The sequence below is a fragment of the Yersinia artesiana genome (genome assembly GCF_902726545.1).
GTDB lineage: Bacteria > Pseudomonadota > Gammaproteobacteria > Enterobacterales > Enterobacteriaceae > Yersinia > Yersinia artesiana.
Window position 1 is genome coordinate 43205 of sequence record NZ_CACVAD010000029.1, and the last position, 18540, is coordinate 61744.

Genomic DNA, 18540 nt, shown 5'->3' on the forward strand with positions numbered 1-18540 from the left:
ATAAACTGTAATCCCTGGATGTGATAGCGCTCTACATTCTGACACGTAATTAACGTTAATACTGTCACCGTCTTACCGGGTGTGATGAGGTTAGGTGGCTTTAAATAACGCATATAACCGCTCAGAAGTTAAAAAACACGACTGATAACGTTTCCACTAAAAATCGATTGATTGTGGTGGTTGACGAGTAAACACACAAAAAACGTCTGTTCCTACAAAAAAAGACCGGAGAACACTATGCATAAATTAACTAAGGCGCTGGCAGTGGTTGGGTTAGCGGCAGTTATGTCACATTCAGCTATTGCCGAGAGCATGAAGTTAGGCTTTTTGGTCAAGCAGCCTGAAGAGCCCTGGTTCCAGACCGAATGGAAGTTCGCCGATAAAGCGGGCAAAGATTTAGGTTTTGAAGTGATAAAAATTGCCGTGCCTGATGGCGAAAAAACCCTGAATGCCATCGACAGCCTGGCCGCCAGTGGTGCGAAGGGTTTTGTTATCTGTACTCCAGATCCAAAACTGGGGCCAGCCATTGAAGCTAAGGCTCGCAGTTATAACCTGAAAGTGATCGCGGTTGACGATCAATTCGTTAATGCCAAAGGCAAACCCATGGAGAGCGTACCATTGGTGATGATGGCGGCGACCAAAATTGGTGAACGTCAGGGTCAGGAACTGTGGAAAGAGATGAACAATCGTGGCTGGCAACCGGGGGAAACTGCTGTTATGGCGATTACCTCTGATGAGCTGGACACTGCACGTCGTCGCACTTCTGGCTCAATGGACGCACTGAAAGCTGCGGGCTTCCCGGAAAAACAGATCTACAAAGTTCCCACCAAATCCAATGATATCCCAGGGGCATTCGATGCCGCTAACTCGATGTTAGTGCAGCATCCTGAAGTGAAAAACTGGCTGATTGTCGGGATGAACGACAACACCGTATTGGGTGGGGTGCGTGCTACTGAAGGTCAGGGCTTTAAGGCTCCGAATGTGATCGGCATTGGTATCAATGGGGTTGATGCGGTCAGCGAACTGTCCAAAGGTCAGGCGACGGGCTTCTATGGCTCTCTGTTACCAAGCCCTGATATCCATGGCTACAAGAGTATTCAGATGCTGCATGACTGGGTGACCAAAGATGTTGAGCCAGCGAAATTTACTGAAGTAACTGATGTGGTGCTGATCACCCGCGATAACTTCAAAACCGAGTTAGAGAAGAAAGGCTTGATGTAATTCCACTGCACGCTATGGCGCACTGGGGCCGTTTGAAATTTAGCCCCGGTGCAACCCAAACTTTATCAAGGAAGCCATCATGTCAGCACTCCATTCTGCGTTACAAGCCGAGCTGGAAGCCGAACAGTCACCTTATCTGGCTTTTTGTGGCATCGGAAAAAGTTTCCCCGGTGTGCAAGCGCTGGATGATATCAGCTTTACCTGTCAGGCCGGTCAAATCCATGCCCTGATGGGGGAGAATGGCGCAGGAAAATCGACCCTGCTAAAAATTCTCAGCGGCAATTACACCCCGACTCAAGGGGAGATTCACATTAAAGGTAAAGCGGTTCATTTTACCAATACCACCGAAGCGCTGGATGCGGGAGTGGCCATCATTTATCAGGAACTGCATTTGGTTCCGGAAATGACGGTGGCAGAAAATATCTATTTGGGCCAATTGCCCACCAAGATGGGCATGGTTGACCGTAAATTGCTACGTTATGAATCCAGCTTACAACTCAAACATTTGGGGCTGGATATTGACCCCGATACTCCACTCAAATATCTCTCCATCGGCCAATGGCAGATGGTGGAAATTGCCAAGGCGCTGGCGCGTAATGCCAAAATCATCGCCTTTGATGAGCCGACCAGTTCGCTTTCTGCACGGGAAATCGAGCAACTGTTTCGGGTGATCCGTGAGTTACGTGCTGAAGGGCGCGTCATCTTGTATGTCTCTCACCGCATGGAGGAGATCTTTGCGCTGAGTGATGCCATTACCGTGTTTAAAGATGGCCGCTACGTGCGCACTTTTGCTGATATGGCGCAGGTGAATAATGATTCGCTGGTACAAGCCATGGTTGGGCGCAATCTGGGGGATATTTATGGTTACCAGCCGCGTGAAATCGGCCCTGAACGATTGACATTGCAAGATGTAAAAGCCATCGGCGTGAAATCGCCTATTAGCTTAACCGTGCATCAGGGTGAGATTGTTGGTTTGTTTGGCCTGGTCGGTGCCGGGCGCAGCGAATTACTTAAAGGGCTATTTGGTGGCACCAAACTGACCAGTGGGCAGGTGTTACTGGATGGCAAGCCGCTTACTATTCGCTCCCCGATTGATGCCATTACCGCCGGCGTCATGCTGTGCCCGGAAGATCGCAAAGCCGACGGTATCATTCCAGTGCATTCGGTGCAGGACAATATCAATATCAGCGCCCGCCGCAAAACACTGACCGCCGGCTGCCTGATTAACAATCGCTGGGAACAAGAGAACGCCGCACTACGCATTCAGTCCTTGAATATCAAAACCCCTGGCCCTCAGCAGTTGATTATGAATCTCTCCGGAGGAAATCAGCAGAAAGCCATTTTGGGCCGCTGGTTATCTGAGGATATGAAAGTGATCCTGTTGGATGAACCGACACGCGGTATTGACGTTGGGGCCAAGCATGAAATCTATAACGTGATTTATGAACTGGCGAAACAGGGCATTGCTGTGCTGTTTGCGTCAAGTGATTTGCCAGAGGTTCTTGGGCTGGCAGACCGAATTGTGGTGATGCGTGAAGGGGCCATCTCCGGAGAGTTAGATCACGGTTATGCCACTGAAGAGCAAGCGCTCAGTCTGGCGATGCTACGTACCCCAAATATGGCGACGGATACCGCACCTGCGGTGGCCTGATTGTGAAGGAGAATATAATGAATACATCCATGTCCAGCGTGACGTTAAGTTCAGATAAGAAAACCCCAGCATCACCTCAGCCACCGCAAGAGGCCCCGGCTAAAGGGGGATTGGGTCTGTCTCGTATTTGGGATAGCTACGGCATGCTGGTGGTGTTCGCCGTGGTGTTTATTGGCTGTGTCATCTTTGTGCCTAACTTTGGCTCCTTTATCAACATGAAAGGGTTGGGGCTGGCTATCTCGATGTCCGGAATGGTGGCGTGTGGCATGCTGTTTTGCCTGGCATCCGGTGATTTTGACTTATCCGTCGCCTCGGTTATTGCTTGTGCGGGGGTCACCACCGCGGTGGTCATCAATATGACCGAAAGCTTATGGCTGGGGGTGGGGGCGGGTTTGTTACTGGGCGCACTGTGTGGTCTGATCAACGGCTTTGTCATTGCCCGCTTAAAAATCAACGCCCTAATCACCACGCTGGCGACCATGCAGATTGTTCGTGGCCTGGCTTACATCATTTCTGATGGTAAAGCGGTGGGTATCGAAGATGAGCGTTTCTTCGCGCTCGGTTACACCAACTGGCTGGGTTTGCCCGCTCCGATCTGGATCACTATTGCTTGTCTGGCGCTGTTCGGTTTCTTGTTGAATAAAACCACCTTTGGCCGCAATACACTGGCGATCGGCGGCAATGAAGATGCTGCGCGCTTAGCGGGTGTGCCGGTGGTACGCACCAAAATCATTATCTTTGTGTTGTCTGGTTTGGTATCCGCCGCTGCGGGGATCATTCTGGCGTCACGTATGACCAGTGGTCAGCCGATGACCTCAATTGGTTATGAGTTGATAGTCATCTCCGCTTGTGTGCTCGGTGGGGTCTCGCTCAAAGGTGGGATTGGCAAAATCTCCTATGTTATCGCCGGTATTTTGATTCTGGGGACAGTGGAAAATGCCATGAACCTACTGAATATTTCTCCGTTCTCACAATATGTGGTGCGTGGCTTGATCCTGCTGGCAGCGGTTATCTTCGACCGTTACAAACAGCTAGCTAAACGGACGGTATAAACGCACGGATGACAGGAAAGTCCATAAAAATCCACCGTGGCTCACAATTCTGTGATCACTATCGGGCAGATTTGAAATCTGCCCGATAAACTCAAATATAAATGGGTATAGGCGAATACCAATTAGGAAATGACACCAAGGAGACTCAATGTACCATCGAATGGTTCAGGAACCGCAACCTAATCCCTTGCTGCCAGGCTACACCTTTAACGCTTATCTGGTGGCTGGATTAACCCCGATTCTGGCTGATGGACCACTCGATTTTTTCATCGACCGGCCCGGCGGCATGAAAGGTTATATCTTGAATCTGACCATTAAGGGTCAGGGCAAGATTTTTGATGGTGAAAACACCTTTTACAGTAATCCCGGTGATTTGCTGCTCTTTCCGCCTAAAGTGGCACATTATTATGGCCGCTCACCGAACAGTGATTGTTGGTATCATCGCTGGGTCTATTTCCGGCCTCGGGCCTATTGGGCAGATTGGTTGGAGTGGCACAGTAAAACCCATGAAGTAGGGCGTTTATCCTTACCCAACAATAACTTGCTGCTGGAATTTGATCGCCTGTTTGCCAATATAGAACAGACGCAAAAATCTGGGCGGCGCTTTGGTGAAGAGTTAGGGATGAACTTGCTGGAGCGGCTGTTGCTGCGTGCAATGGAAGAAGATCCTCTCAGCCCGCAACGTATTATGGATCCGCGGGTGATCGAGGCCTGCCAATTTATCACCGGCAATTTAGCCGGTGAGTTGCGCATTGATGAAGTTGCCCGCCATGTCTGTTTGTCACCGTCACGCTTGGCGCACCTGTTTCGCGAGCAAGTGGGGATTAATATCTTGCGCTGGCGCGAAGACCAGCGGGTGATCCGCGCTAAATTATTACTGCAAACCACGCAAGAGCCGATCGCGACTATTGGTCGAGTGGTGGGGTATGACGACCAGCTTTACTTTTCCCGAGTATTCCGCAAACGTGTGGGGGTTAGCCCCAGTGATTTCAGGCGTCGCAGCATTGAAACCAATTACCCACAACGCAGCTTACGCCATCCCGAATGGCGCGAGAATGCCGAGGGCATGGTACGGGTTTAATACCGCTTATCCTGTGAAGCAAAAAATTACCTCTTGTCGCGGGAATCATCATAGTGTCAAATCGATTGTATCGAGTGATACCGGGCAAGAGGAAATATGTGATGGCTGAAAATATAAAAGTGGGTTTACTGGGTTATGGCTACGCCAGTAAAACATTCCATGCTCCACTGATAGTTGGGACGCCTGGGCTGGAACTGGCGGGGGTTTCTAGCAGTGATGCCAGTAAAGTTCATGCAGATTGGCCGTCAATGACTGTCGTTGCTGACCCGCAAGTCTTATTTAATGACTCTTCAATTGATCTCATCGTTATTCCAACCCCCAATGATACCCATTTCCCTTTGGCTCAACAGGCTCTGGCAGCCGGTAAACATGTGGTGGTCGATAAACCGTTTACCATTACACTGTCACAAGCGCGAGATCTGAAGCAACAGGCTGACGAAGCCGGGCTGCTATTATCCGTATTCCACAATCGCCGCTGGGACAGTGATTTTCTGACATTAAAAACACTACTGGCGGAAGGTTCGCTGGGGAAAGTCGTCTATTTTGAATCTCACTTTGACCGTTATCGTCCTGAAATCCGCCAGCGCTGGCGTGAGGATGGTGGTGCTGGCAGCGGTATTTGGTACGATCTGGGGCCGCATTTACTGGATCAAGCGCTGCAACTCTTTGGTTTGCCAGACAGCTTAAATGTGGATTTAGGAATGCTACGTCCAGGGGCGCAGTCGGTTGACTACTTCCATGCCATTCTCAGCTATCCGGATCAACGTGTGGTGTTACATGGCACGGTTTTGGCGGCGGCAGAAACTGCGCGTTATATCGTCCACGGTATGCAAGGCAGCTACATTAAATTTGGTTTAGACCCACAGGAAGACCGACTAAAAGCTGGCGAGCGTTTACCGCAGGCTGACTGGGGCTATGACATGCGCGATGGTATCGTGACACTGTCACATAATGGTGTGCTGGCCGAGAAACCTTTGCTGACAATACCGGGTAACTATCCTGCTTACTATGCTGGGATCCGTGAAGCCATCTTGGGCACGGCAGCCAATCCGGTGCCAGCATCTGAAGCGATTACGGTGATGGAGTTGATTGAGTTGGGCATTGCCTCTGATCAACAGAAAAAAACGCTGCCAGTTGTCACGGCAAATTGAGTTAGACCTCTGCGTTTTTTTTAAACTATACCCAAAGCTATTGGAGTTGCGGGTAGGCAGCAAGCGAACAAATCCCGATGAGCTTACATCAGTAAGTGATTCGGGTGAGTAAGCGTAGCTAACACCCCCGCAGCTTCTAGAGCGAAGGGTATATTGAAGGAATACTTTTGCATGTCTTGGTTACAACGCTTACGAATCGATAAGTTCTTATTGGTACTCATACTGGTCGTTATAATTGCCTCGATTTTCCCTTGTGAGGGTGAGGTCAAAGTATGGTTTGAGCACCTGACGACGGCAGCTATCGCATTACTGTTCTTTATGCACGGTGCCAAGCTGTCCCGCGCAGCGATAGTCTCCGGCATGGGGCATTGGAAACTGCATTTGGTGGTATTCCTCAGCACGTTCGCTCTGTTTCCGCTACTGGGATTGGGGATGAATGTGTTGGTTCCTGGGGTGCTAACGCCAACGCTGTATCTGGGGTTCCTCTATCTGTGTGCATTGCCAGCGACGGTGCAATCGGCCATCGCCTATACCTCAGTAGCCGGGGGCAATGTAGCCGCTGCCATATGTAGTGCATCGGCGTCCAGTATTCTCGGTGTGTTTTTATCACCGATTCTGGTGGGAATGCTGATGCATACCCAGGGGGGCGATACTGATACTTTGCATGCTATCGGATCTATCATCATGCAATTGATGGTGCCGTTTATTGTCGGTCACTTATCACGTCCACTGATTGCTAAATGGGTTGAGCGTCATAAGAAACTGGTTAATATCACTGACCGGTCATCAATTTTATTGGTGGTTTATGTTGCTTTCAGTGAGGCGGTAGTGCAGGGGATTTGGCACCAAATCGACGGCTGGTCTTTGCTGGCAATATTGGTTTGTTCAATGGTTTTGCTGACATTGGTGTTGGTCGTCAATACGTTGGCTGCCCGTTGGTTGGGCTTCAACACTGCTGATGAAATTACCATTGTGTTCTGCGGCTCGAAGAAAAGTCTGGCTAATGGAATTCCGATGGCTAATGTGCTGTTTCCTGCCTCGGTCGTGGGGGTTATGGTATTGCCGTTGATGATATTCCATCAGGTTCAATTGATGGTTTGTGCGGTATTGGCGCAGCGCTACGCCAAACGGGTCGCCAGAGAGAATGCGGAAATGCTCACTGCGAAAACACACGAGACATTGTAACTGGCCAACTTCAGTTATCGAAGGGGTAACCGTAGCCAGAGGCGCTCCGGTGGCTCACGCCACTACGACCCCAACGGCACGTTTCCCCTTCATTTGGCTTTGTTAGTGACTCGAAGCGCGTAGAACTTTTTAGTGATACGCGCTTTTTTATATCCTGCTGTTTAGTTGCGAACTTTGTCGCGCAAGGCCTGCTTTTCTTGCTCACTGATAAAGGCCATTGTCAGGCCATTTTCTTGCGCCTGACGAATTTCTTGTGGCGTCAGGCCAGCGGCTGGTGCGGCAACATGATACTCATTAGCTATTTCAACTCCTTGAACCGCAGGATCATCAGTGTTGATAGAGGCTAATACGCCATGGCGCAAGAAGGTGGCTAATGGGTGAGTGGCCAGTGATGCCACGGTGCTGGTTTGGATATTGGATGTCAGACAGGATTCAATCCCAATATTATGCTCAGCCAAATAATCCATCAGTTTGATATCTTCTACAGCTTTAACACCGTGACCGATACGTTCCGCCCCTAACTCGCGAATAGCCTGCCAGATGCTCTCAGGGCCAGCGGCTTCACCGGCATGGACGGTAATCCGCAAACCGGCATCGCGTGCGCGGTTAAAGTGACTGCGGAATAGCCCACCAGGGAAACCCAGCTCATCACCCGCCAGATCCAGCGCAGTAATAGCATCACGATGCGCCAGCAAACCATCCAACTCTTGCAGACAGGCTTGCTCACCAAAAGTGCGGCTAAGAATACCAATGAGACGAATATCCATATCAAAATCACGACAACCAGATTGAATGCCATCAATAACGGCTTCAACTACACCGGCGACGGGTAGCTGATGCTTCATCGCCATATAAAACGGAGAGAAACGCAGCTCGGCATAATGTAAGCCCGCATTGGCGGCATCTTCGACGTTCTCATAAGCCACGCGGCGACAGGCTTCCAAAGAGCCTAAAACAGCGACGCCCCAATCCAGTTTCTGCAGGAAGCTAATTAAATCAGGTTCGGTTTTAGTGATTTGAACATGCGGGCGCAGAGCCTCTAACTCATCAGCAGGCAGCGACAGATTGAACTGACGTCCCAGATCCAAAATAGTTTGCGCACGAATATTGCCGTCAAGGTGGCGATGAATGTCAGTCAAAGGAAGGCGGGGGTCAATCATATGTGCACTCACTGGATTATTATGGATTAAGTGCAGAACATTATAAAAACAAATCAGTGAAAATATCCACCGCGTTACATAAAAAAGTGATGAAACTCTCATTTTAGCACCTTTTTATCCTGCAAAAGGTGCCTGTAAATCGTATTACTGTGGAGAGAAAGGCGATTTCAACACTTGTAATGTTCCATTTTTCTCCGCTGCAACAAACGCAGCTTTGGCGCGTTTCATTCCTTCTTTTTTACGCTGCAGTATCATAAAATCGAGGTGTTTTGATTGCATATCCTCTTCCTCCTTCATCAATAATGACAGCCTCAGAGAAAATTATAATGAAATCATGATCGTCGATCGAAGAATCCAGTCGATGAAAAATGAACTCACCATAACGAGCAGTTATAAAATTCATGGTTGTTATTCTAGGTACAAGTCCTTGTTTCCTATAAATAAATGAATGCGGCCATTCCACTGGGGAGCCACATTCTTATATTTATTCGCCAGATTAACAACCAGTTATAACCGACGCAAACTTGCTATTCGCCCTGTAAAAACCGGATCCCATTAATGAGTTTATCCATTCCGGCTGCAACTTTACTGCGCGAACAACCGACATTAAAGCGTAGGAAGCCACGGCCTTCTTCACCGTAAGTAAAGCCGGGCATAATGGCGACTTTCTGTTGCTCGATTAGCACGCTCTGCAATTGATTATCGTCAATATTTAATGGTCGCAAATCTATCCACGCCAAATAGGTTGCCTGCGGTGGCTGCCAGTTTAATGTGGGAAATGCTTCATTCAATCGCTGAGCAACATAAGCCAGATTGGCTTGCAGATAATTGCGTAATTCGTCCAACCAGGGTTCAGCCTGGCGGTAGGCCGCAATGTGCGCCACGATAGCTAAAACAGCAGGAGAAGAGAGGCCATCACGGCCCTTTAACATTTGGCTATAGGTTTCACGAGTTTCAGTATCACTGATAAAACCGTAAGCCCCCGTGAGCGCCGGAATATTAAATGTCTTGGAACCCGAAGTCAGTAAGGCCCAGGGTGTTAGCCCCACCTGACTCCATGGCGTATGCGCTTGATTACCCCACGTCATATCCATGTGAATCTCATCACTGATAACCTTGACCTGATGGCGCTCACATAACTCGGCCATTTGGGTGAGTTCTGCTGCTGTCCAGACCTTGCCAGTTGGGTTATGCGGGCTGCACAGTAACAATATTTTGGTTTGCGGGCGCGCCAGTAATGCTTCCAGATGTGCCATATCACACTGCCACTGATTATCGACTTTATGCAGCGGGCAACTGAGTAATTGGCGCTGATTGCCGAGGATCACTTTGTAAAAAGCATCATAAGCGGGGGTGTGGGTGACGACGAAATCACCGGGTGCCGACCAGCAGCGAATCAGTTGGGCCACCATATAGATGACCGACGGCCCATAGACCGCCATTGATGTATCAATATGACAATGAAAACGTTGCAGATACCAGTGGCGGATTGCGCCGAGAAAATCTTCATGTTGCCAGCGACTGTACCCCAGCACACCGTGTCCGATGCGCTGATTGAGTGCTTGCAAAATAACCGGAGCGGTAGGGAAATCCATATCTGAGATAGTGAAGGGCAGCAAATCCGCAGCACCAAAGCGGTCAGCAATATAGTCCCACTGGGTACACCAGGTGCCGTGGCGATCGACGGGGGTGGAGAAATCAAACATCAGCATCTCGCTTATGAAAAAACGGGGTATCAGAGTACCCCGTGGCAGTTAATGACAAACCTATTTATAGAAAGTTAAATGAAGGGGAAACGTGCCGTTGGGGTCGTAGCGACGCAGTCGCCGGAGCGCCCCGAGGTGCGGTCAACCCTTCACTCACTGAGTTTGGCTTCTTATGACATGGCAAATTGACCATTCCCTATCAGTGAGTCTAATTCATCTTTCACTGATTGCACTTGTGGGCCGATAACAACTTGAAGGTTGTGGTCATTGAGCTGAATGACACCAATGGCACGATTGGCTTTCAATGCCTCTTTATCTACTAAATTCATATCCTTAACCGACATGCGTAAGCGCGTAATACAGTTATCCAATGAGACGATATTATCGGCACCACCCAGAGCAGCCAAGATAGCAGGGGAGTTATAGCCGGATTTACCACTAACAGCGCCACTGGCTGCTTTTTCTGCATTGCTGCTGGCGGTGGTTTCATTCTCACGACCCGGTGTTTTGATATTGAAGTGCTGAATAGCAAAACGGAAAATACAGTAGTAAGCCACAAACCAGATCCCGGCAACGACAGGCACCCAGTACCATTTGGTTGCGGTACCATGCAGAATGCCAAATACCACGAAATCAATGATATTACCGTCAGTATTACCGATGGTCACCCCTAATAGTGCCATCACAGTAAAGCCCAGCCCAGTCAGGATGGCATGGATCAAATACAGGAACGGGGCAACAAACAGGAACAGGAACTCAATGGGTTCTGTGGTGCCGCCGATAACACAAGCAACGACACCCGAAATCAACAACCCTTTAATTTTATGGCGATTTTCTGGCTTAGCACAATGATACATTGCCAGTGCTGCACCTGGCAGGCCGCCGAGAAACGCGGGCATTTTACCTTGCGACAGGAAGCGAGTGGCACTTTCAGAGAAACCGGTGGTGGTAGGGCAAGATAATTGCGCCTGGAAAATAGTTAACGCGCCGCTAACACTATGACCGCACACATCCATCGTGCCGCCCGCTTCGGTGAAGCGGATCAATGCCACTAAGATATGATGCAGGCCGAATGGCAACAATAAGCGCTCGCCGCTGCCGAAAATCATCGGCCCGAACATACCAGCGCCGTTAATCAAACGGCCTAAGCCATTGATGCCTAGTGCAAACCAAGGCCAGATCAGTGGGATCAACAAACCCACCAAGCCGAGCACCACGGTGGTGACGATCGGCACGAAACGGGTACCACCAAAGAAGGCTAATGCATCAGGTAAGCGAATGGTATTGAAACGTTCATGCAGTAAATAAACAATTATCCCCACGATCACCGCGCCTAAAATACCGGTATCGATGGACTGGATGCCCAATATGTTCTGAATGTTATGTGTTTTCAGGACCAGTGGGTCAGTTGTCGGTAATACGCCGCTGGTGGTCAGGTAAAAGTTAGTTGCCAGATTCAGTACGGCAAAACCAACGAAACCGGAGAATGCTGCCACCCCTTTGTTTTCACGCGCCATACCCAGTGGGATCGCGATGGCGAACATGACCGGTAAGAAGCTAAAGGCGAATGAACCAACCTTACTCATCCAGGTAAACAATAGCTGGAAGGCCGGGTGACCAATAAAGGGCAATAGGGTGATGACATCTTTACTGCTAAGTGAACTGCCGATACCCAGCATGATCCCGCAGAAGGAGAGCAAGGCGACCGGTAGCATGAAGGTTTTCCCTAAACTCTGGAAAAACTCCCACAGCGTAATTTTTTGTTTTTTTGCCGCTGACATAGTGACTCCTGTACTGGCACATACCTGATGTTAAAAACGCCATTGCTGATGGATAATGGCGACTATTTCGCCTCCCTGTCTGGAGGTAAAATAAGATAAAACGTTTAACCCAGATAATATGAGTGATAAGTCACAATTACTGATCCTATTTTTGTATTAGAGTAAATCATCAGATTAAACGTTTAACTTGGCTTATTTTTTGGCATGACAACTAAAAAAACGACAATCACCGATGTAGCTAAATTTGCTGGCGTCTCTGTGGCGACTGTTTCGTTAGCGATCAGTGGCAAAGGGCGGATCTCTCCGGCGACAGCCGAGCGGGTTAATCAGGCAATCGAACAGTTAGGCTATGTCCGTAACCGCCAGGCGGCACAGTTACGCGGCGGGGAGTCAGGTGTCATTGGCCTGATTGTGCGTGATATTGGCGATCCTTTTTATGCGGAAATGACCGCGGGATTAAGTGAGGCGATTGAAGCCGAGGGCAAGCTGTTATTCCTGACGCAAAGTGGCCGAGACGGTAAGGGATTGCTGCGTTGTTTTGACACCCTTATCGACCAAGGCGTCGATGGTTTGGTGCTGGGCGGTGGGGCCAAGCGGGAGATGGGGCTACAAGAAAAGGCGGCTGAGCATGATATTCCACTGATTTGTGCCGCCCGTTCCAATGTGCTGGACGGTGTCGATGTGGTGCGCCCTGATAATATGCAAGCCGCTAAAATGGCGACCGAGTTTCTGATTGGCCGTGGTCATCGGCAAATTGCCTATCTGGGGGGGCATTCGCACTCGCTGACGCGCGCTGAGCGGCTCGGGGGCTTTTGTGCCACTTTGGTGCAGTATGGGCTACCGTTTCGTTCGGAATGGGTGGTCGAATGTGATGGTCAGCAACAGGCGGCGGCTGATGCAGCAGAAGAGCTATTACGGCGTCACCCTAATGTCAGTGCGATTGTCTGCCATCAGGCATCCATCGCACTGGGAGCCTATTTTGGTATTTTACGCACTGGCAGGACGATTGGCAGTGCGGGAGTAGATACTTATCTCGATCAGCAAGTGGCATTGATTGGTTTTGGTGATGTGCCAGCAGCAGAGCTGACCGAACCACCATTGACCTTTATCACTAGTTCCGCCAGAGAGATTGGTTACAGCGCCGGGCAGCGGTTACTTCAGCGTATTGCCGGGGTAGATTTGCAATTACAAAACGTGATATTACCGCCGGTGCTGATCCGCCGAGGGTCGGCCTGAACTTAGGGCGAACCACTATTGTCTGGTGCGGGTTAACATGCATAAAACCTTATTCATAGTTTTATCTTAAAGCAAGATATCAAGTATTTCATGATGGTTTTTCTTTCTATAAACAAGAAAGTACCGACAGATTGCTTTGATAAAATACTCATGTTTTATACTGATATTCTTAGTGCAGGTGTATGGTTTTTTTGTGTGTTTTTTCTTCGAATGCACAGGGGTAGATTTCTTTGCCGTAGACTTATTGGCAGCAAGAGTATTTCTTATCAGGTTTGTGGTGCTATCAATAACAAAACTGTCTTTATTTAAAGTAAATGAGAGTGTTACGTGGTTGACGATGGGTACATTAGCCTGTTTCTCGGCAGGAGATCTCATTTTCATATATAACTCGATTATAAATTGATCGTTTGTTATCTGAGTTATTTTTTTGACTAATTTTTTTTGTTGCGAACTGACAGAAAAATAAACCGTAGAATTTTCTTCCAGATTGATGTTGTTCGCACTATAAAGTGGGAGGCCAGATTTAGGAGGGATCACAGGCGATGCCTTGTCTTGGAGAAAAATATAACATAAGTTATTGTGTTATCTCTCTCTTTAATAAAACGAGCATGTACTGCTTATTGGTTAGAAACGACTTATTTTCAGATAAAAAAACGGAGCCATCTGGCCCCGTTTATTCATGGTGTTAAGATTCAATATTTATTGCGCTGGTGCAGCTGGTGCGACGGGCACCTCTTCAGATTCCGTGCCGGAATCTTCTTCAGCCGGTGCGCCACCGAACATGCCAAACAGGCCCACGAATTCTTGCAGTGACATCTTCTGACCATTCAAATCGACCTGGTTATCAGCAAAGTGGAAGCTGCTGCTAATAACATCATCTTTAGTGGTCGTCAGTTTAAACATCTGGCCCATGGCCGCAATGCCCTGAACTTGCTGCTGTGCCAGTTTTTGTGCTTCTTCCTGGTTATAACCTTGCAGGCGTGCGGCCTGAGTGGTTAGTTCCGTGGCCATAGCCATTGGAATAGTCAATGTTGCATCGACTTTTTTCACTGATTGCGCCAGCATCGGCTCACTACCAGCTTTGGCTTGTGCCGGATCAGTCAGCGCGATGTTCAGAGTGAAGGTACTTTCGCCTTTGGCATTTTTCCAACTCAGTGGCGCTATGCTCATGGTTGGATTGCCTTTCAGCAAAGCGGGCAGATTAGCAATCAGCATCTCGGTCATTTGCTCTTGATAAGCAACGGGATCGAGGTTTTCACCCGCCTGAACAGCCTTCAGCACTTGCTGGTTATAGGCGTTGGTAAACTGCTTCAAGCTTTGACCGTCAAGTTTGTCGAAGGCGAAAGCCAATTTGCCGGAGCCGAAGTCATTATCCTGAATTTTTAGTGCGTCCAGGGTGTAAGTCAGCTTGCCGTTCAAGTCTTTGTCGGTTTCGCCCAATTGAGTATTCAGGTTAAAGCCCACCAGTGTTGCGATCTCTTTGCCATCAATACTGAAGCCAATTTGTTTGATCCCCAGTTGTTGGGAACCAATACTGAGATCAAACTTGCCGATATTGGTGTCACTTTTAATCACCAAACCTTGCAGACTAAATTGCTCAACTTGATCCCACTGATTTTTGCTGGCGAAAACCAGGCTATCACTCGAACCACTCATGGTGACATCACGCAGATCGCGGGAGACATCAGCATCAATTTTAGCACCAGAAAATTTCATGCTGGTGGCGTTTTGCTGATAATCAATCGGAATAAACGTAATGGCAGAAGAGGTATCACCGCTGTATGAAATGCGCGAATCCGCTGTAAACGGTGATTGGCCTTTAGTGACTTCAAACAGCTTTTTCAATGCTGGGGTATTCGCCAGCTCGCTATGCACTGATGCCATGCTGGGGATCAGATTGAATCTTTTTAACTGTGCTAATGGGAAAGGGCCATGATCGATAGTTTCGATGAATGCGACTTCTTCACCTTCTTTCAAGGCCTTTTCACCTGCAACGCTGCTATCTGCTTGCAACACATAGCGCACCTGGCTACTGAACAGGCCACGTTGGTAATCTTTATAAGCGAACTTCACGCCAGCTTTAGGCAGCAAGGTTCTGATCTGGTCATTGGCGTTATTAACCAATTCGCCCATACGTTGTTCAATCAATTTGCCGGTGTACCATGAGGCCCCAGTCCATGCTGCGCCAAGTACCACTATGACGCTAACCGCCACTAACGATTTTTTCATTATTGTGTTCATCCTTTTCTGATACACCAAACAAATTAATATAGGCCTAGATTAATTATTCACAAATATTATTGCGATGGGGAAATTTAACCATCGCAATAGCAAAATGCCAGCAATAGACAATAAAACAAGTCACTTCGTTCACCCTGCGTTGTAAACCCGGGCAATTGAGCCACTGCCGTGGACGGTGATTGGCGATTCATTAGCCGAAATGAAACAGGACTCACCGGGTTGCAAGGTGATTTCTTGCTGTTGCTTTTTCAAAATCGCCTGACCTTGCACACAAAATACAATGGCAGCACTGTTTTGCGCCAATTCCTGTGGCTCTGGCGTTAAGGTATGCAATGAAAAAGCAAAATCCTCAACAGGGATGGGGAATACTAACTCATTGCCTTGTTGTTTTGGTGTAGTCAGCAAGCTGGCAGCAGGTTTCGGGATAAATTGCAGGTTAGCCATTAATTCAGGGATATCAATGAACTTAGGGGTCAGTCCCGCGCGTAATACGTTATCCGAATTTGCCATCACTTCCAGCGCCACACCGTTAAGGTAGGCATGAGGGGTTTCAGCATACAAGAACATGGCCTCGCCCGGTTGCAGAGTGACCACATTCAGCAACAACGGGGAGAACAAACCACTGTCATCGGGGTAGAAACGCGAAATACTGCGAATAGTATCCCACGGCTCACCCAATTGGTTATTCAGTGCCGCTTTCAATATCCCCAAAGCACGGGTTTTCTCTTCGCCCGCCATACTCAGCAAACTGGCAAATAAGGTGGCTAAATGTTCGGTATCAGGGGAGCGTAGAAATGCTGCGATATCCGGATGAGCGGCGGCTAATGGCTGGAGCAGGGCCGCAATATCATCCAAAGTGCGGAAACCATTCATGGCCTGGAAGGGTGTTAGGGCATAAACCAACTCAGGCTTATGGTTGGCATCTTTATAATTTCGCTCGGCGGCATCCAGCGGGATACCGGCCTGATTCTCTTTGGCAAAGCCAATTTCTGCCGCAGCCTTACTTGGATGCACCTGAATGGATAATGGCTGGGCGGCACACAGCACTTTGAATAGGAAGGGGAGCTCACCAAAACGCTGAAATACCTGGTGCCCTAAAATGGTATCAGGTTGCTGCTCAATCACATCGCGCAATGAATGCCATTGGCCGTTGGCATCCGCAACTTCAGAACTGCTTTTGGGATGAGCGCCCATCCATAATTCCGCCATAGGTTTACCTTGCGGATTGGCTATGCCGTAAAGCTCGGTGAGCGCATCGGTACTGCCCCAGGCGTAATTTTGTACTGCATTTTTCATTTTTTGCATAGAGGTCATCTGCCGTTGAACCGGGCGAAACTCATCGCCCTGATAAAAATCGTCCCTTAGTAAACAATGGGGCCAAAGGGGTTGCAAGAGGTAATGCAATTCGTCTTATCAACGAATATGACTAAATGAGAGAAATGCGAATCAATCGCATAACGGTGGCGATAAATATGCCATCATATACAGGTCATACTACAACCTTCTATTCATATGCTAAGGAGACAGTGATGGTGACCACCCGCAGTGAAAAGGACTCAATGGGGCCTATCGATGTACCAGCCAGCCAATTATGGGGCGCACAAACCCAGCGCTCACTGGAACATTTTCGTATTTCACAAGAGAAGATGCCGACGGCACTGATTCACGCGCTGGCATTGACCAAACGCGCCGCCGCTCAGGTGAATATGGATCTGGGCTTGCTACCCGCCGAGCGGGCAAAAGCGATTATGCGCGCGGCAGATGAGGTTTTGAATGGCGAACATGCCAGCGAGTTTCCGCTCTCTATTTGGCAAACCGGCTCTGGCACGCAAACCAATATGAATATGAATGAGGTGCTGGCCAATCGGGCCAGTGAATTGTTAGGGGGCGAGCGAGGTAATCATCGTCTGGTTCACCCTAATGATGATGTGAATAAAAGCCAAAGTTCAAATGATGTATTCCCAACTGCAATGCATGTCGCCGCAGTTATTGGCTTAAGAGAGCATCTGTTACCTGAACTGAAAACATTGCAACAGACCCTGAGAAATAAAGCCGAAGCTTATCGCGACATTGTGAAGATTGGCCGGACGCATTTACAAGACGCCACGCCACTGACGCTGGGGCAGGAGATTTCCGGCTGGGTGGCGATGCTGACACACAACATACAACATATTGAAGCCACCATTCCTCACCTTTGCGAACTGGCGCTAGGCGGCACTGCCGTTGGGACGGGGCTAAATACTCATCCGGAATATGCGGTGCGCGTCGCCAATGAGATTGCCGCATTAGCCCAGCAACCTTTTGTTACCGCGCCGAATAAATTTGAGGCATTAGCAACCTGTGATGCATTAGTGCAGGGGCACGGCGCATTGAAAGGTTTAGCAGCTTCGCTGATGAAAATTGCCAATGATGTGCGCTGGTTATCTTCAGGCCCCCGTTGCGGCATCGGCGAGATCTCCATTCCTGAGAATGAACCGGGCAGTTCAATCATGCCGGGTAAAGTCAATCCGACCCAATGTGAAGCGATGACCATGTTATGCGCACAGGTGATGGGTAACGACGTGGCGGTTAATATTGGCGGGGCGTCCGGTAACTTTGAGTTGAATGTGTTCCGCCCGCTGGTGATTCATAACTTCCTGCAATCTATTCGTCTGCTGGCCGACGGTATGCGCGGTTTTAACGAGCATTGCGCGGTTGGCATTGAACCTAATCGCGACCGTATTAGTCAGCTACTGAATGAATCACTGATGTTGGTTACTGCGCTGAATACTCATATTGGTTATGACAAGGCGGCCGAAATTGCCAAGAAAGCGCATAAAGAGGGGCTGACCCTTAAAGCCGCGGCTCTGAAGCTAGGTTATGTTACTGATGAGCAATTTGATGAATGGGTTAGGCCAGAAGATATGGTTGGCAGTATGAAATAATCGCTATTATTACTCTCCTATAGCGCTGGGGGTTCTTTCCGGCGCTTTGAGGGAGGAATCCATGCATTATAATGTCAGAATGTAATTAGCGTGATAATTAAAGCACTATCGAATGATGATATTAAAAAAGAGTAAATCATCTTATTTAGGT

General features: G+C 48.7%; 14 protein-coding genes. 8 read left to right on the forward strand and 6 right to left on the reverse strand.

Going from position 1 to position 18540, the window contains the following annotated elements:
• Positions 1-237: 237 nt before the first annotated feature.
• The 6 genes from HU019_RS11685 (at position 238) to HU019_RS11710 (ending at position 7341) form a co-directional block, all read left to right on the forward strand.
• Positions 238-1221 (forward strand): arabinose ABC transporter substrate-binding protein, encoded by a 984-nt coding sequence (locus tag HU019_RS11685; RefSeq protein ID WP_004715863.1) that lies wholly within the window; start codon positions 238-240, stop codon positions 1219-1221.
• A 79-nt stretch (positions 1222-1300) separates the two neighbouring features.
• The gene (gene araG, locus HU019_RS11690; RefSeq protein WP_174849564.1) at positions 1301-2872 is read left to right on the forward strand and encodes an L-arabinose ABC transporter ATP-binding protein AraG; all 1572 of its coding nucleotides are present in this window, start codon (positions 1301-1303) and stop codon (positions 2870-2872) included.
• A gap of 29 nt (positions 2873-2901) precedes the next feature.
• Complete coding sequence (gene araH, locus HU019_RS11695) at positions 2902-3924, forward strand: L-arabinose ABC transporter permease AraH (protein ID WP_174849573.1); 1023 nt, start codon at positions 2902-2904, stop codon at positions 3922-3924.
• Positions 3925-4072: 148 nt separating this feature from the next.
• Positions 4073-5005 (forward strand): arabinose operon transcriptional regulator AraC, encoded by a 933-nt coding sequence (gene araC / locus HU019_RS11700; protein WP_174849563.1) that lies wholly within the window; start codon positions 4073-4075, stop codon positions 5003-5005.
• A gap of 101 nt (positions 5006-5106) precedes the next feature.
• Positions 5107-6156 (forward strand): oxidoreductase, encoded by a 1050-nt coding sequence (locus tag HU019_RS11705; protein ID WP_174849562.1) that lies wholly within the window; start codon positions 5107-5109, stop codon positions 6154-6156.
• Positions 6157-6327: 171 nt separating this feature from the next.
• Positions 6328-7341, forward strand: a complete 1014-nt coding sequence (locus HU019_RS11710) for a bile acid:sodium symporter family protein (protein ID WP_174849561.1) — start codon at positions 6328-6330, stop codon at positions 7339-7341.
• 161 nt (positions 7342-7502) lie between these two features.
• Here HU019_RS11710 and add read toward each other — a convergent pair whose 3' ends face one another.
• The 4 genes from add to malX form a co-directional block, all read right to left on the reverse strand.
• Positions 7503-8501: an adenosine deaminase gene (add, locus tag HU019_RS11715; protein WP_174849560.1), complete on the reverse strand. Its 999-nt coding sequence runs from the start codon at positions 8499-8501 to the stop codon at positions 7503-7505.
• 144 nt (positions 8502-8645) lie between these two features.
• On the reverse strand, positions 8646-8780 hold the full coding sequence (locus tag HU019_RS20395; protein WP_265101917.1) for a hypothetical protein: 135 nt from the start codon (positions 8778-8780) through the stop codon (positions 8646-8648).
• Between the two features lie 248 nt (positions 8781-9028).
• Positions 9029-10207 (reverse strand): MalY/PatB family protein, encoded by a 1179-nt coding sequence (locus HU019_RS11720; protein WP_174849559.1) that lies wholly within the window; start codon positions 10205-10207, stop codon positions 9029-9031.
• 170 nt (positions 10208-10377) lie between these two features.
• Positions 10378-11988 (reverse strand): maltose/glucose-specific PTS transporter subunit IIBC, encoded by a 1611-nt coding sequence (gene malX / locus HU019_RS11725; RefSeq protein WP_174849558.1) that lies wholly within the window; start codon positions 11986-11988, stop codon positions 10378-10380.
• A gap of 204 nt (positions 11989-12192) precedes the next feature.
• Between malX and malI the strand changes: the two genes are divergently transcribed.
• Positions 12193-13224, forward strand: a complete 1032-nt coding sequence (gene malI, locus HU019_RS11730) for a Mal regulon transcriptional regulator MalI (protein WP_174849557.1) — start codon at positions 12193-12195, stop codon at positions 13222-13224.
• A 699-nt stretch (positions 13225-13923) separates the two neighbouring features.
• Here the strand turns inward: malI and HU019_RS11735 are convergent.
• Entirely contained in the window at positions 13924-15453 is a 1530-nt protein-coding gene (locus HU019_RS11735; RefSeq protein ID WP_174849556.1) for a YdgA family protein, read from the reverse strand.
• 141 nt (positions 15454-15594) lie between these two features.
• Complete coding sequence (gene manA / locus HU019_RS11740) at positions 15595-16770, reverse strand: mannose-6-phosphate isomerase (protein WP_174849555.1); 1176 nt, start codon at positions 16768-16770, stop codon at positions 15595-15597.
• A 224-nt stretch (positions 16771-16994) separates the two neighbouring features.
• Between manA and fumC the strand changes: the two genes are divergently transcribed.
• A complete protein-coding gene (fumC, locus tag HU019_RS11745) occupies positions 16995-18389 on the forward strand; it encodes a class II fumarate hydratase (protein ID WP_174849554.1) in 1395 nt (464 codons plus the stop codon).
• Positions 18390-18540: the final 151 nt, after the last annotated feature.